Here is a 14,641-nt window from a genome sequence, read left to right on the forward strand (position 1 = left end):
GATTCCTGACTAAAGCTACACGGATCATTGCGCCTATTTGACCAGACTAGCCGTCATCGCAATATCAAAATCCTGTTGTTTGTCAGGCGTTTCTTTTTGCAACTTCGCTTGCTGGCCCAGGCCTGTGATCAGTTTTGGCTTAGCGATCACTTCATCGCCTTTTTTGACTACCATATCAATGGTGACTGCATTTTTATATTGCTCGGCGGGTGCAGGAGTCAGCGTAAAACTGAAGTCCCATTTTGCATGGCCATCTTCAGACTGGATAGCGACCCTGGCTTGCGTACCTTGCCTGACGATCACTCGGGGAGAGCTTTTTATTCCAGCCACCTTGATATCCATCGCTACCGAATAACTGTCCGCATCTGGCTTGCCGGCTTCCTTGTCGCTCTGGGTGCTTGTTGCTACGGCACTGACAGGAGTGCTAGCCCAGGCGCTGTAAGCACTGGCACCACAAATACAACTCAATACCGCGTAGGCGACAACACGTTTCAATTTACTCGGATTATTCTGTTGCAATTGCATGATTCTCTCCTTTAAGGGATGACGGGAAGGCCAATGGCAGGCCAGGGCACTGGGGGTGACACTTAACTGGGTTTTGAGCATGGCTTCGGCATAGGTACGCCTGGCCAGTGGCTCTTGCGCAATCACGCTGGCATCGCAGGCCAGCTCCTGGTCGAGGCGGAAATAGCGGGCAGCGACATGCACGAGCGGGTTGAACCAGAACAGGCATTGCAGCAATGCAAACAGGATATTGGCAATGACATCACCACGGCCTTTGTGCACCAGTTCATGGCGGATGATGAGTGCCTGCTCTGCGTCGCTGTAACGTTCATAAAAATCGGCGGGGACGATGATCTTTGGCCTGAAGCAGCCTGCCAGTGCAGGGCCGGTATCAACATCGCTGGCGATATAGACCCCCTCGCTCTCAGTTAGCTTGCCGAGCCTGCGCAAGAAATGCCGGTGCTGCATGACGCAAAGGGTCGAAGCGCACAGACTGCCTGTGAGCCAGACCACCACCATCATCACAGGCCAGACGCTGGCAGTTTGTATCTCCAGCAGAGTTGTACCGGAGATGAGCTGGTTAGCAGGAGCCTGCAACTTTTCCGCCATGTCCAGGTATTGCCGGTGCGGCAAAAACATGGCGAGCAGGGAGAGTGGCAAGACCGCCCAGAGCTGGTAGGCAATACTGGCACCTGCCAGTTTGCGCAAGGGATTTCTGACCAGCAGGATGAGCACGATCAGGCCGCTGATGACGAGGCATGCGAGTATTGATGACTGCAAGAAATTACTGATCATCACCGAGCTCCTTGATGAGACGTTTGAGTTCAGCGATATCCTGCTTCGATAATTTCTTTTGTTCGCTGAAGTGCGCCACCAGTGGTGCGATGCGGCCATTGAACATGCGGTCGAGAAAACCCTTGCTCTCTGACATCAGCCATTGTTCACGCTGCAGGACGGGCGAATACAGAAAACGCCTGCCATCCTTCTCGGCGGCGATCGCGCCCTTTTTGAACAAGCGGTTCAGCAGGGTTTTGACTGTGGCTTCCTGCCAGTCCTGTTGCTGTGCCAAAGCGGCACTGACCTCTTCGGCTGACTGAGGATGCTGTTTCCACAGAGTTTCCATGACCAACGATTCTGCTTCGCTGATGGCGATGTTTTTCATTGCGGGCTCCAGGGAGAAATTTGCATGACGCATTCATTTACAGATGTAATCGACAATAAATGATTACACGTGTAATCAATGAAGTCAACAAAAAAATGCAGCTCGCTGGTTTGCGCAATCCACTGATTTTTGTCACGCACCTGCAAACCACGCTTGCACAGCACAACTTTGCATCGCATAATTGGTCTTACCAATTTAAATTTGGTCAACCAAACTCCAAGGTAATGCGTGATGACAAGAAAAGCCGGATTTTTGCCTCAACTGTTGACAGCGTGCCTGCTACTGCCCGTTTTGACTATACGGGCGCATGCCCAACATGCTGCCCATGCCGACCGGGCGCAATACCAGAACCCCATCATCCACGCCGATTATTCCGACCCCGATGTCATCCGTGTAGGCAAGCACTATTACATGACGGCATCAAGCTTCAATAGTGCACCCGGCCTGCCTTTGCTGGAATCGGCAGACATGGTGCACTGGCAACTGGTGGGGCATGCCCTGCCCCAGCAATTGCCACTCGCGGATTTTGCCCGACCACAGCATGGCAAGGGAGTGTGGGCGCCCTGCCTGCGTTATCACGACCAGCGCTTCTGGATTTTTTATCCCGACCCTGACCAGGGCATTTATGTGATGACGGCAGACAATTTCAGTGGCCCCTGGACTACGCCCCACCTGCTGCTGGCAGGCAAGGGCATCATCGATCCTACGCCCTTGTGGGATGAAGATGGTCAGGCTTATCTGCTACACGCCTGGGCAAAAAGCCGCGCAGGTATCAACAATATGCTGAGCCTGCGCCGCATGAACAAGGAGGCGACACAGATACTGGATACCGGGGGCAAGGTCGTTATCGATGGCAACAAGCTGCCTGGCTACAAAACGCTGGAAGGCCCGAAGCTCTACAAACATCAGGGCTATTACTATGTCTTTGCCCCGGCAGGTGGCGTGGAAGAAGGCTGGCAATCGGTATTCCGCTCACGCCATATTGAGGGCCCCTATGAAGACAAGATCGTTATGGCGCAAGGCAAGTCAACCACCAATGGCCCGCACCAGGGGGCCTGGGTACAGACACCAGCAGGCACTGACTGGTTTTACCACTTCCAGGACAAGCGCGCCTATGGCCGCATCGTGCACCTGCAACCCATGCACTGGAAAGATGGCTGGCCCGTCATCGGTGAAGATGCCAAGGACACTGGTACCGGTGAACCTGTGCTCAGGCATGCGATGCCAGTAGCAGGCAATTTCCCTCAAATACAGCCTGCGACTAGCGATGAATTCAGGGACAGCAAGCTGGGCTTACAATGGCAATGGAATGCCAACTGGAAACCAGCATGGTATTCATTGACAGCCAGGCCACAGCACCTGCGCCTGCACACTCAAGCTGACAGCAGCTATGCAGAACGCAACAACCTGTGGGACGTGCCCTCCTTGCTATTGCAAAAACTGCCTGCCGAACAATTCACGGTAGATACCAGACTGGATGTGAGTCACCTGCAAAATGGCAGCAGCACTGGCCTCATCATGTATGGTTTCAACTATGCCTGGCTGGGCGTGCGCCAGCAAGACAAGGCAAGACAGTTACTCTTATCGACTTGCGACAAGACAGAAGCAAAATGCGCAGAAGTGATACGCGCCAGCCTGCCATTAAACAGCAGCACTGTCTATTTGCGCATGGTGGTGCAGGCAGGTGGCAAAACGCAATTCTATTACAGCACCGACAATCAGCAATTTAATGCGATTGGCGATGAGTTCAATGCAACGATGGGCCGCTGGGTTGGTGCACAGATGGGTTTGTTCAGCGTGCGGCCCGATGTATCACCTTCTGCTGACGATGATTATGTCGATGTGGATTATTTCAGGGTGGCGATAAACAAGCAGTTACCATAATTCAAACGCCCAGGCGGTGCGTCAAGACGCAACCTATTGCCGTGCCCGTAGGGTGCGTCTTGACGCACCGGTTCTGGCTTTGGAGTTTGCTTTTTACAAAGCTGAAAGTGAACGGGTTCAGACTTCTGATGACGCATTAATTTTTTCCCATAGCGCCCGAATTAAAATCGCAGAAGCACCATCGGCATTGATATAAAAAGAACCGTTTTCCACTTCAAGTACGCCTGGATAGCCTGGTTCATGAGCGGCAACAAGATTCAACAGTTTTTCAGCATCAGGTTTCCAAAGCTGCAGATGAGAACGGATTTTTGCACCCAGAGTCAGATGGGCCTGGCTTATTATTTCCTCTTTTGAAAAAGAGGAAATCAATTCCATTTCACTGGGAGTCAAACTGCTGAATACATTTTCTAAAACTTGTTCAAACACCGAAAGATCGTCACTTTCAGCACTGTTTTTAAGGGGCTCATCATTATTCATTAAACATATCCGAATATCTGCGTATTCTTTATATTCTATGCCATCGCAGTATATGAGCAGGTTTTTTACTTGCCTGCTTCATCTTAGGATTTTGATCCCGCGAAGGTACAAGCGCCAGCACCAGCGCTCATCACTCCAAGGTCTCCTACCGTTAATAGCCTGCCAACACATCTTAATATCAAGCTTCCCTGATGCCCCTCAACGACAAATCCTTGTCATGGCGCAAATATATCCCTGCGTAACTCCAGCAAAACCTGATATTGAGGTAAAGTTGATCCTGCATGCAGCGCAAATCTCAGCAGCGTGCAAAAATAGAAAGAGATGCAGCCGGGCAAAGACCATTGCCACGTATGCTGACATCCGATAACAGAGACAAACCACCGTAAAACGAATTCATCATGCGTATTTTGCTAGCAGAAGACGACAGTGTACTGGCCGATGGTCTGACCCGCTCGCTCAGGCAATCCGGCTATGCCACTGATTGTGTCAATGATGGGGAAGCGGCAGATACTGCGCTGACTACCCAGGACTTTGATTTGCTGATCCTTGATCTGGGCTTGCCCAAATTGAGCGGACCAGAAGTATTGCGCCGCTTGCGGGCGCGTAATTCACGTTTGCCGGTGCTGATACTGACAGCGGCAGATTCGGTCGAACAAAGGGTCAAGGGACTGGACCTGGGCGCAGATGATTACATGGCCAAGCCCTTTGCCCTGTCTGAACTCGAAGCACGAGTGCGAGCACTGACGCGGCGTGGCGCGGGTGGCGGGCCTACCGTCATCAAGCATGGGCCGCTGACTTATGACCAGGTCGGGCGTATCGCCTATATCCATGAACAGATGCTGGACTTGTCTGCGCGTGAGCTGGGCCTGCTCGAAGTGTTGTTGCAACGTACCGGCCGGCTGGTATCCAAGGAGCAACTGGTCGATCACCTGTGCGAATGGGGTGAAGAGGTCAGCAACAATGCGATCGAAGTGTATGTACACCGCCTGCGCAAGAAAATAGAGGTGGATGGCGTGCGTATAGCCACGGTACGCGGTCTTGGTTATTGCCTGGAAAAATTCTTTGTTCCTGCAACTGCCCCGGCAACAAGCTCTGCTACTGCCACGCCTACCGCCAGCACTGAACAAAAATGAGTCAACAGCCAGGCAGGGACGACAGCGACGCAGCAGCGCCTGACAGCCTGGCTGGCAAGCAGCCCGAAGAAAAAACGCAACGTTCCCTGTTTGGTGAAATCCTTGACTGGATGCTGGCACCGCTCTTGCTGTTATGGCCGATGAGCATTGCCATCACCTACCTGGTGGCAAAATCCATCGCCAATCAGCCCTTTGACCGCGCGCTCGAAGATAATGTGCTGGTACTGTCACAGCAGGTCAAAGAGATAGACGGCAAGGTCGTGACCCAGCTCAGCAACCCTGCAAGGGATATCTTGCGGGCAGATGATCTCGACAATATCTATTTCCAGATCAAGGTCAGCAAAGACCAGCTCATTGATGGTGACCGTGACCTTCCCGCTCCCATTGAAGAAGACAAACCGACCATAGGTACAGTCCAGTTCAGGAACGCCGTCTTGCGCGGCATAGATATACGCATTGCCTATAGTTATATCGACCTCAACAAGACAGGCAAACCCGGCCCGAATACAGACCCGCATTTAGCCTTGGTACAGGTCGCAGAGACACTGGAAAAACGCGCCCTGCTGGCCAATGAAATCATCAAGGGTGTGATCCTGCCGCAATTCATTATCTTGCCGATTGCCCTGGCGCTGGTCTGGTTCGCATTGAGCCGTGGCCTGTCGCCTCTGGCAGAACTGCAGCAGCGCATACGCGCGCGCAGGCCAGATGACCTCAGCCCCATCGATTCACGCCATGTGCCTGAAGAAATCACACCACTCGTCAAATCACTCAATGAAATGCTGGAAAGGCTGGCACAAACCATCGCCATCCAGAAACGCTTTATCGCTGATGCCGCCCACCAGATGAAGACCCCGCTGGCCGGTTTGCGCATGCAGTCAGAGCTGGCCTTGCGCCAGACTGACCAGCAAGAGATACATCAATCATTAACGCAACTGGCCACCAGCTCAGAAGCAGCCACACGCCTGGTCAACCAGTTGCTGACACTGGCACGCGCAGAAAACCTGGCCCCGGCCAATCAGCCACGCGAACAGATAGACTTGAACATTCTGGCCCGTAATGTCGTGCAGGACTGGATACAGGCTTCTTTTGCAAAAAAAATAGATCTGGGTTTTGAGCAGGATAAAAATGCGGTACTGATTTTTGGCAGCCCGCTGATGTTGCGTGAAATGCTCAGCAACCTGATCGACAATGCTTTACGTTACACCCCACAAGGCCATAGCGTGACCGTGCGTGTGCGCACCGACCATGAACAGGCACTGGCGGTACTGGAGGTCGAAGACAATGGCCGTGGCATACCGATTGAAGAACGCGGGCACGTGTTCGAGCGTTTTTACCGCATCCTCGGCAGCAATGTGCAAGGTAGCGGCCTGGGCCTGGCCATCGTGCGTGAGATCGCCAGCCAGCATGAGGCCAGGATAGAAATACTCGACAATCCGCAACCGCAAGACCCGGCCTACCCCGGTTGCGTATTCCGCATCTCTTTCCAGTTGAACCCTTACGATGAACTTGCCATGGAGGGCTTGTCATGAGCGCAGCACCTGAGCAGACTGGCAGTGTCAGCAAACAATACTGGCGGCATACCCGGCGACTGACCGTGGCCCTGATGGCTTGCTGGGCTGTGCTGTGCTTTTGTGTACTGTTCTTTGCGCGTGAATTGTCCAGCGTGGTTTTCTTTGGCTGGCCGTTTTCTTTCTACATGGCAGCGCAAGGCCTGACGCTGAGCTTTGTGCTGATACTTGCCATCTATTCACTCAGCATGGGCTGGATAGGCCGCAGGCAGACCGGGGACTGATCGCATGGCACAAAAGCGTTTTACCCAAAAACTGACGGTTTATTATCTCTGGTACACACTGCTGTTTTTCATCTTCCTGATCAGCCTGGCCATCCTCGAAAAAGAAGGCGTGCCGCGCGCCTGGATAGGTTATCTGTTCATGTTTGCCACCATCGTGCTATATGCAGGCATAGGCGTGGTCAGCCGTACGGCTGACATCAGCGAGTATTATGTCGCCGGGCGGCGCGTGCCTGCGGTTTTCAATGGCATGGCGACGGCAGCCGACTGGATGTCTGCCGCCAGTTTTTTGAGTCTGGCGGGTGGCTTGTATTTGCAGGGTTTTGATGGCCTTGCCTACGTCATAGGTTGGACCGGCGGCTTTTGCCTGGTGGCCATGCTGATTGCACCTTATCTGCGCAAGTTTGGTCAATACACAATCCCTGATTTTCTCGGTGCACGCTTTGCCGGTAGCCCGGAAAACAATATGGTCAGAATACTGGCTGTCATTGCCACGGTATTCATTTCCTTCATCTATGTGGTCGCACAAATCTATGGTGTGGGCCTGATCACTTCACGCTTTACCGGTGTGGATTTTTCTGTCGGCATCTTCCTCGGCCTGGCCAGCATACTGGTGTGTTCTTTCCTGGGTGGCATGCGTGCGGTGACTTGGACCCAGGTCGCGCAATACATCATTATCATCATCGCCTTCCTGATCCCGGTTGCCTGGTTGTCGGTCAAACACACCAATAACCCGGTCGCGCCGCTCTCTTACGGGGCGGTGCTGCCAGAGCTGAGCAACAAGGAAAAGATTTTTGAGTCAGATCCAAGGGAAAAAGAAGTCAGGGCCATTTACCGCCAGCGTGCCGACGAGCTGCAAAAGAAAATTCAACAATTGCCGCAATCATGGGAAGACGGCCGTTTTGAATTGCAGCACAAACTCGAAGAATTAAAATCAGGCAATGCCTCGCTGCTGGAGATCAAGGCTGCAGGCCGGGTGCTGGCGAATTACCCCAAGTCACAACAAGAAGCACAAAACCGCTGGAACGAGGTACGCAATAATTATCTCGCCAAGGCGCAACCCGGTTTTTCCAAATACACGCCGTATGCGGCAAAGGACAAGAAAGAATCTGACAGCAAGCGCAATAATTTCATGGCACTGGTGCTATGCCTGATGATGGGTACTGCCGCCCTGCCGCATGTGCTGGTGCGCTACTACACCACGCCCACGGTCAAGGAGAGCCGTGACTCGGTGTTCTGGTCACTGTTCTTTATCATGCTGCTGTACATCACGATACCGGCGCTGGCTATCCTGGTCAAATACGATATCTATAATTCCCTGGTCGGCACAGAATTTTCCAAACTGCCTGCCTGGGTCACTTACTGGGCCAATATAGACCGCAACAACCCGCTCGTGAATATCACCGACATCAACCATGACGGCATAGTCCAGCTCGCCGAGATTGTGCTTGATGGTGACATCGTCGTGCTGGCAACACCCGAGATTGCCGGCCTGCCGTATGTGGTATCAGCGCTGGTGGCTGCTGGTGGCCTGGCGGCTGCACTCTCTACTGCAGATGGCTTGCTGCTGACGATATCGAATTCCCTGTCGCACGACATTTACTACAAGATCATAGACCCGCAAGCCTCAACACAAAAGCGGGTGACAATATCCAAGCTGCTGTTACTGGTGGTGGCACTGGTGGCAGCCTATGTGGCTTCGCTCAAGCCTGCTGATATTCTGTCACTGGTAGGTGCGGCATTTTCAGTGGCTGCATCAGCGCTATTCCCCTGCCTGGTATTGGGCATATTCTGGAAACGTGCGAACCGCCAGGGTGCCATCTGCGGCATGATTGCTGGCTTTGTCGTCTGCGTGTTTTATATGCTGTATACCCACCCTATATTTGGTGGCAGCCCGGCGAATCAGTGGTTTAGCATTGCGCCTATATCGGCAGGTGTATTCGGCGTCCCGGCTGGGTTCATCACCATGATGGTAGTGAGTTTTTTCACGCCCAGGCCGGATCAAAAGACCTTGGATCTCGTCGATTTTATACGGCAGCCTTGAGAGCGGAACATGGCAGTGGTGAAAAATCGGAAGATGTAGGGCGCCTTGCAATGCGCCCTAGGTCACGGTATTTCTGCACTCATGTTTGTTGCTCATATTACAGATGTGCAGCTATAGGTCTGGCGGCATGCCCGGTGATGTCTTTCGAAATTGCGCAGGCGACATACCAAAACGCTTGCGGAATATTTTCCCCAGATAACTGACATCGGCTATGCCTGCTTCATCTGCGATGACAGCAATACTGTGGGCAGAATTGAGCAAGCGCCATTGCACATGCTGCAGTCGCAACTCATTCCAATAGTTCTTTGCCGTCATGCCATGCTCAGACAGAAACTGGCGGTCTAGTTGCCGCCTGCTGATGCCGACCATGCCCGCAAGTTCATCGATGGTCTTGCTGGCACTGAGCAGGCTGCGCATCAGGGCAATGGCGCGGCCTGTATGGCGGCTCGTTGCAGCTTCTATATCAAATGAGCGCAACTCATGACCGCTGCTGCGTGCCTCATCGACCAGCATGTCGGCCAGGCCCTTCAGCGCACGGCTGCGGCCGCAGGCACGCGCAAGCATTTCTATCGCCAGGTCTATCGCTGCCATGCCACCGGCGCATGAAATTCGTTCACCGCGCTCGCCATCAAAACAATACATCTGTCCGCTGACGACTTCTATGCGTGGGAATGAGGCACGGAATTCAGCTTCATGCCGCCAGTGCAAGGCAACTTTATGCCCAGTCAATAAACCACAGGCAGACAGCAGGAAGCAGGCATTATCAATACAGACCAGCTTCACGCCATGCCCTGCCGCTTTACGCAGGATGTTTTTGTAGCGCGGTGCCAGCGCCTGCGTTGCCTGCGCGTTCCTGCCACCAAAAACTACCAGATAATCAAAGTCTGCATAATTAATTTCTGCCGGGGTAGTCTGAACTTGAATATCGATGCCACTGCTGGATTTGATACTGCCCGCTTCCAGTCCCAGGATTTGCCAGGTGCAGTACCGCTGGCGACTGTAGTCTGCGTCATCTGCGGTAAAGCGCAGCTTGTCGAGAAATCCCCCAAACGGCAGCATCGCAAATTCAGGCATAGGCATGATCAGCAGGCGTATGTCTGCCACAGTCGTTTCAGTATGCACATAGCGTGGCATAATCGATGTCCATAAATTACCTAAATAAGTCCAGATAATACCATTTATAAAACATGATCCTGTTTACACTGACTTCATGGAAAACAGGAGAAAACATGGCTTTAAACATCTGGATTATTTACGCAATCACAGTACTGGGACTGTCGCTGACACCGGGCCCCAATGGCTTGCTTGCAATGACCCATGGCGCGATGTATGGAGCAAAAAAAGCGCTGTGGACAATCACTGGCGGCGTGGTGGGTTTTACTGCCCTGATTGCCTTGTCCATGTTTGGCCTCGGTGCCTTGCTGCAGGCATCTTCACATGCCCTGCTGGTACTCAAGATAGGTGGCGGGCTTTATCTGGTCTGGCTGGGTATACAGTTATGGCGCGCACCCGCGCTGCATATGTCAATGCAGGAAAACAAGGGAAGTGCCCGTGGGTCCAGCCTGTTTCGCGCCGGTTTGCTGACAGCTATTGCCAACCCAAAAGTGATCTTGTTCTATGGCGCTTTCCTGCCTCAGTTTATTGATATGCAGCGCTCTTTGCTGACACAATTCCTGATCATGACCGCAACATTTGCAGGTATGGAATTCGTGGTCGAATGCCTGCTGGCCAGATTGGCCCACCAGATACGCCCCTGGCTGGAGCGCGGCGAAAAGCTGTTCAACCGCTCTTGCGGGACTTTATTTGTGCTGGCTGGTGCGGCCTTGCCAATCATCAAGTAAGGCCAGATTTTTGAATAAAACCTGGCCCTGCCTTTGTAATCGTATTATGTGTGATCGTCTCTGCGCGCTTGCTGTGTAATATCACTCGGCAAGTGCTGACTGCAAGGACACAGGCTTGCTGGCCTGAACCATAGGAAACAGCCACCAGCGTTTGCCCGTTTGTGGTTCGGCAATATCGACTTCTTCGCCCATCTGCGGTGTGCTGATTTTCACATCATGCTGCTTCGCCAGTGCGACGATACGCTCGAACGGTTCGAACCAGCTATGCATGGATAGATCAAAGGTGCCGTTATGGATAGGCAGCATGGTCTTGCCACGCAAATCGATATGCGCCTGCAAGGACTCTTCTGGCTGCATGTGCACATCAGGCCACATCTTGTTATAGGCACCGGTTTCTATCATGGTCAGGTCAAAGGGGCCGTATTTATCACCTATCTCTTTAAAACCTTTGAAGTAGCCAGTGTCGCCACTGAAAAATATTTTCAGTTCAGACGTCAGTATGCTCCACGATGCCCACAGGGTCTGGTCACGGTCATGCAGGCCACGGCCAGAAAAATGCTGGGCAGGTGTGGCGACAAACTGCGTGCCATTGATCCAGGTGCTTTGCCACCAACCCAGTTGCTGGATTTTGTCTGCGTCTATACCCCATTTGATGAGTCGGTCACCAACACCTGTCGGCGTCAGGATGTGCTCGGTCTTTTTCGCCAACTGCAAAATAGCGGCATAATCAAGGTGATCATAATGATCATGCGACAGGATGATGCCCTTGATGGGCGGCAGGTCAGCAATACTGATCGGTGGCTGGTGAAAACGTTTTGGCCCCATCCACTGGAAGGGCGATGCACGCTCAGAAAACACAGGATCAGTCAGCCAGAACTCACCCTGCAACTTCATCAGTATGGTTGAATGGCCAAGGCGGTAGAGACTATTGTCCGGTGCAGCCAGCAACTGCTCTTGAGTCAGATCAAACACGGGTATGCTGCCGCCCGGTACAGTGTCTTTAGGCTTGTCAAAGAAAAACTTCCACATGATTTTGAGGCTGCCCCACAAGCCTGGTTCGCGCATCTCTTTGTCATTGACAAAACCGCCTGTAGTAGCGGGAGCCTGTGTTGCTGGCGCAATTGCAGAAGCAACGACAGGTAAATTCTGGGCATTGCTGGGGTAAGAAACATAAGCCATGATGATCAACACTCCTGTCATGAAGAGACTGAATACAAACCGCGAAATTCGGGGCATAAATGATTGCGCCTGATGACTGCATAAAACTACACAAGAAAAATGCTGCGCCCAATATTTACACTACACAGTGTAGTTTCTAAATCTTAAAAAGTAAACTAGTTAGTGTAAAATTCTTTTATCGCAGCCAGACAGGCTCAACCAGCACACCAGATAATAAAATTACAAATGTCAGAACCCGTACGCCAGACCGACCGCAAACGCGAAGCCATATTGCAGGCAGCCATTCATGAATTTCGCCTCAATGGTTTCGATGCAACCAGCATGGACAAGATCGCCGCCACGGCGGTGGTCTCCAAACGCACGGTGTACAACCACTTCCCCAGTAAAGACGATTTGTTCGCCGCAATATTGTTAAAATTGTGGCAAAGCGCTGTTTCTCAGGATGATTTTCGCTATCAGGCCGATAAAAACCTGCGCGAACAACTGGAAACTTTCCTTGGCAACAAGATGCGCCTGATGAGCGACACCAATTTCATCGACCTCGTCCGCGTCGCTGTCGCCGCCACCATCCACACCCCAGACCGCGCCCGCGACATGGTAGAACGCATGAGCAAACGCGAAGAAGGCATCGTCGCCTGGATCAGGGCAGCACAGGCCGATGGCAAGCTGAAATCTGGCGATCCCTATTTCATGGGCGACATGCTGCAAGGCCAACTGAAGTCCCTGGCCTTCTGGCCGCAGGTGGCGATGGGACAGCCTATGCTGGAAGAGCCGCAGCAAAAGGTGTTGATAGAACTGACAGCAGGGATGTTTTTGGGGTTTTACGAGGTAGTGCCTGCAACAGCGGTAGGTGCGATTAGCGTAGCGTAATCGGACGCATCGAAAAAATATATGAAACTGGTCTTATATATATTAGCCACCCTGCTGACACCGCTGACAAGTTCCGCTGCTTGTTCTGGCGAAGTTTCAGGTAAGAGCCACAATGTAGCTATCGAAATTTCTGACAGAGGCTGCGAATACAGTAGCGTTCATATATTTTTCGGTAAGAAAAATGGTGAAGAAGGGCATTTTCCAGTTGAGGAAGAATGTACGGGTGACGGAGACCAGTTCTCGTGTAAAGCAAATAGCCGCACACCTCTTGCAGGAAAAACCTACAGACTTCAAAAACATGGGCGTGATGCTTGCGATGCAACGGGGAAAACTCCAGGCGAAAGATTCAAGTGTATTAAGGGCTGCACAAAAACTGGTGATGCCCCGATGTACTTGTACATCACGCCCTACGAATGTTAATCAGCAACATGCGTAATCTGACGCATGCCAAGCGCGTGCATTCAAAATTATCCTACTTGTGTAAAACAAAAAGTCCTACTAAAATAAAACTGATGCAATATCAGGAGGCATTATGCTGCAAACATTAAGACGTGCCGGTGGCTCACTGGTGATGACGGTTCCCAAAGCGTTTATAGAACAAAACCAATTGCAGGAAGGCTCCCAAGTAGAGCTTTCGCTGGAAGGGGCGCGCATGACTGTCAATGCACCAAGTAAGCGTCGTTACAAGCTCGAAGAGCTGCTGGCAGAAATGCCGGGCGGGGAACTGCCAAAAGTAGAAGGCTGGGATGAAATGCCTCCCGCCGGATTGGAAGTTCTCTGATGGCGGCATATGTTCCGGCTCGTGGTGATATCGTCCATTTACAATTTGACCCGGCATCCGGTCATGAAATGAAAGGCAAGCATTTTGGTCTGGTGATCAGCCAAAAGGCTTTCAATCAACGTGGTCTGGCGATGATCTGCCCCATTTCCCAAGGTGCTGCAGATGCTGCCAGGACACACGGGATGATCGTTACCCTGATGGGGTTGGGACTTGATACCCAGGGTGCAGTCCATTGTCATCAAATGAAATCACTGGACTGGAAAATACGTCAGGCCAAATTTAAAGAAAAAGTGCCACTGGCCATCGTTGATGATGTGGCTGCGCGTGTTGAGGCGATTATTTTTGAGTAGCGCACCTATTTTGCAAGCGCAAAATCGCAGTCTCCTGCTAATTCTCTGTCTATTGAAGTTATCTCGTAGCCGGGACAGTCAAATAATTCACCGCCTCCACCAATTTCTGCCAACTGTCGTCACTAAAACTTTCCCGTCCAACAATGACGTAATTTCTCTTGCCATCGACTTCCCACAAACAAGAAAATGTCTTATTGTCCAAATTTTTATGCTTCAGTGTTTGATAAGTAATGGTATTCGTAACTACATCTGCGTTCATTATTGTCAGCCTTTCTGGAGTGAAAATTAATTGATCACCCCACTTGTTCCGCTTGCGAAAAATCAATGGGAAACTAATCAACAACGCCACGATCAGGACGACTGGATATATCCAGGATTTATAAAACAGGATATTAAAAATTATCATCGTGGCGAGTAACCACAGTGGCAAGGAAGTTTTTATATTACGGAAAAAAGCGCCCTGGTTTTTATCTTTTGTTATCTTGATTTCTGTCATAAATTTCAATAGCTCGAGTCAATTAAAAATTGGAAAAATACTCTAATTCATTATATCAAAGTCAATTTTTGATAATAAGGCTATTTGCAAAAACTGGAAGTAGTCAAAATGGCGAACAAATAAGTATTGCA

General features: G+C 51.5%; 16 protein-coding genes. 10 read left to right on the forward strand and 6 right to left on the reverse strand.

What is annotated here, in order from left to right; translation table 11 throughout:
* Positions 1-33: 33 nt before the first annotated feature.
* Together UNDKW_RS22830 and UNDKW_RS22835 are read right to left on the reverse strand one after the other, a co-directional pair.
* On the reverse strand, positions 34-1,299 hold the full coding sequence (locus UNDKW_RS22830) for a M56 family metallopeptidase (RefSeq protein WP_162060606.1): 1,266 nt from the start codon (positions 1,297-1,299) through the stop codon (positions 34-36).
* On the reverse strand, positions 1,289-1,666 hold the full coding sequence (locus UNDKW_RS22835; RefSeq protein ID WP_197892991.1) for a BlaI/MecI/CopY family transcriptional regulator: 378 nt from the start codon (positions 1,664-1,666) through the stop codon (positions 1,289-1,291). Before UNDKW_RS22835 ends, UNDKW_RS22830 begins: the two co-directional genes overlap by 11 nt.
* Positions 1,667-1,897: 231 nt before the next feature.
* On the opposite strand from UNDKW_RS22835, the gene UNDKW_RS22840 reads away from it, so the two are divergent.
* Complete coding sequence (locus tag UNDKW_RS22840) at positions 1,898-3,550, forward strand: glycoside hydrolase 43 family protein (RefSeq protein ID WP_162060607.1); 1,653 nt, start codon at positions 1,898-1,900, stop codon at positions 3,548-3,550.
* A gap of 117 nt (positions 3,551-3,667) precedes the next feature.
* On the opposite strand, the gene UNDKW_RS22845 is transcribed toward UNDKW_RS22840, so the two are convergent.
* On the reverse strand, positions 3,668-4,027 hold the full coding sequence (locus UNDKW_RS22845; protein ID WP_162060608.1) for a hypothetical protein: 360 nt from the start codon (positions 4,025-4,027) through the stop codon (positions 3,668-3,670).
* A 398-nt stretch (positions 4,028-4,425) separates the two neighbouring features.
* Between UNDKW_RS22845 and UNDKW_RS22850 the strand changes: the two genes are divergently transcribed.
* From UNDKW_RS22850 to UNDKW_RS22865, 4 genes are read left to right on the forward strand one after another with little or no spacing between them, the layout of a single operon-like run.
* Positions 4,426-5,160: a response regulator transcription factor gene (locus tag UNDKW_RS22850; RefSeq protein WP_162060609.1), complete on the forward strand. Its 735-nt coding sequence runs from the start codon at positions 4,426-4,428 to the stop codon at positions 5,158-5,160.
* Positions 5,157-6,689, forward strand: coding sequence for a sensor histidine kinase (locus UNDKW_RS22855; protein WP_162060610.1), 1,533 nt, complete (start codon positions 5,157-5,159; stop codon positions 6,687-6,689). The genes UNDKW_RS22850 and UNDKW_RS22855 overlap by 4 nt, the downstream gene beginning before the upstream one ends.
* Positions 6,686-6,952 carry a DUF4212 domain-containing protein gene (locus UNDKW_RS22860; RefSeq protein ID WP_162060611.1) on the forward strand — a complete coding sequence of 89 codons (267 nt, stop codon included), beginning with the start codon at positions 6,686-6,688 and terminating at the stop codon, positions 6,950-6,952. The genes UNDKW_RS22855 and UNDKW_RS22860 overlap by 4 nt, the downstream gene beginning before the upstream one ends.
* A 4-nt stretch (positions 6,953-6,956) precedes the next feature.
* Positions 6,957-8,993, forward strand: coding sequence for a sodium:solute symporter family protein (locus UNDKW_RS22865; protein ID WP_162060612.1), 2,037 nt, complete (start codon positions 6,957-6,959; stop codon positions 8,991-8,993).
* A gap of 111 nt (positions 8,994-9,104) precedes the next feature.
* Here the strand turns inward: UNDKW_RS22865 and UNDKW_RS22870 are convergent, their stop codons facing one another.
* Positions 9,105-10,127 (reverse strand): GlxA family transcriptional regulator, encoded by a 1,023-nt coding sequence (locus UNDKW_RS22870; RefSeq protein WP_162060613.1) that lies wholly within the window; start codon positions 10,125-10,127, stop codon positions 9,105-9,107.
* Between the two features lie 95 nt (positions 10,128-10,222).
* On the opposite strand from UNDKW_RS22870, the gene UNDKW_RS22875 reads away from it, so the two are divergent.
* A complete protein-coding gene (locus UNDKW_RS22875) occupies positions 10,223-10,834 on the forward strand; it encodes a LysE family translocator (protein ID WP_162060614.1) in 612 nt (203 codons plus the stop codon).
* An 81-nt stretch (positions 10,835-10,915) separates the two neighbouring features.
* Here the strand turns inward: UNDKW_RS22875 and UNDKW_RS22880 are convergent, their stop codons facing one another.
* The gene (locus tag UNDKW_RS22880; RefSeq protein WP_162060615.1) at positions 10,916-12,013 is read right to left on the reverse strand and encodes an MBL fold metallo-hydrolase; all 1,098 of its coding nucleotides are present in this window, start codon (positions 12,011-12,013) and stop codon (positions 10,916-10,918) included.
* Positions 12,014-12,238: 225 nt separating this feature from the next.
* Here UNDKW_RS22880 and UNDKW_RS22885 point away from each other — a divergent pair, with 225 nt between their 5' ends.
* The 4 genes from UNDKW_RS22885 (at position 12,239) to UNDKW_RS22900 (ending at position 14,014) form a co-directional block, all read left to right on the forward strand.
* Complete coding sequence (locus UNDKW_RS22885; RefSeq protein ID WP_162060616.1) at positions 12,239-12,883, forward strand: TetR/AcrR family transcriptional regulator; 645 nt, start codon at positions 12,239-12,241, stop codon at positions 12,881-12,883.
* A gap of 21 nt (positions 12,884-12,904) precedes the next feature.
* On the forward strand, positions 12,905-13,303 hold the full coding sequence (locus UNDKW_RS22890; protein WP_162060617.1) for a hypothetical protein: 399 nt from the start codon (positions 12,905-12,907) through the stop codon (positions 13,301-13,303).
* Positions 13,304-13,415: 112 nt separating this feature from the next.
* The gene (locus tag UNDKW_RS22895; RefSeq protein WP_162060618.1) at positions 13,416-13,664 is read left to right on the forward strand and encodes an AbrB/MazE/SpoVT family DNA-binding domain-containing protein; all 249 of its coding nucleotides are present in this window, start codon (positions 13,416-13,418) and stop codon (positions 13,662-13,664) included.
* Positions 13,664-14,014 (forward strand): type II toxin-antitoxin system PemK/MazF family toxin, encoded by a 351-nt coding sequence (locus tag UNDKW_RS22900; protein ID WP_162060619.1) that lies wholly within the window; start codon positions 13,664-13,666, stop codon positions 14,012-14,014. The genes UNDKW_RS22895 and UNDKW_RS22900 overlap by 1 nt, the downstream gene beginning before the upstream one ends.
* A gap of 58 nt (positions 14,015-14,072) precedes the next feature.
* On the opposite strand, the gene UNDKW_RS22905 is transcribed toward UNDKW_RS22900, so the two are convergent.
* Positions 14,073-14,510, reverse strand: a complete 438-nt coding sequence (locus UNDKW_RS22905; protein ID WP_162060620.1) for a hypothetical protein — start codon at positions 14,508-14,510, stop codon at positions 14,073-14,075.
* Positions 14,511-14,641 lie beyond the last annotated feature (131 nt).

It is taken from the genome of Undibacterium sp. KW1 (assembly GCF_009937955.1).
GTDB lineage: Bacteria > Pseudomonadota > Gammaproteobacteria > Burkholderiales > Burkholderiaceae_D > Undibacterium.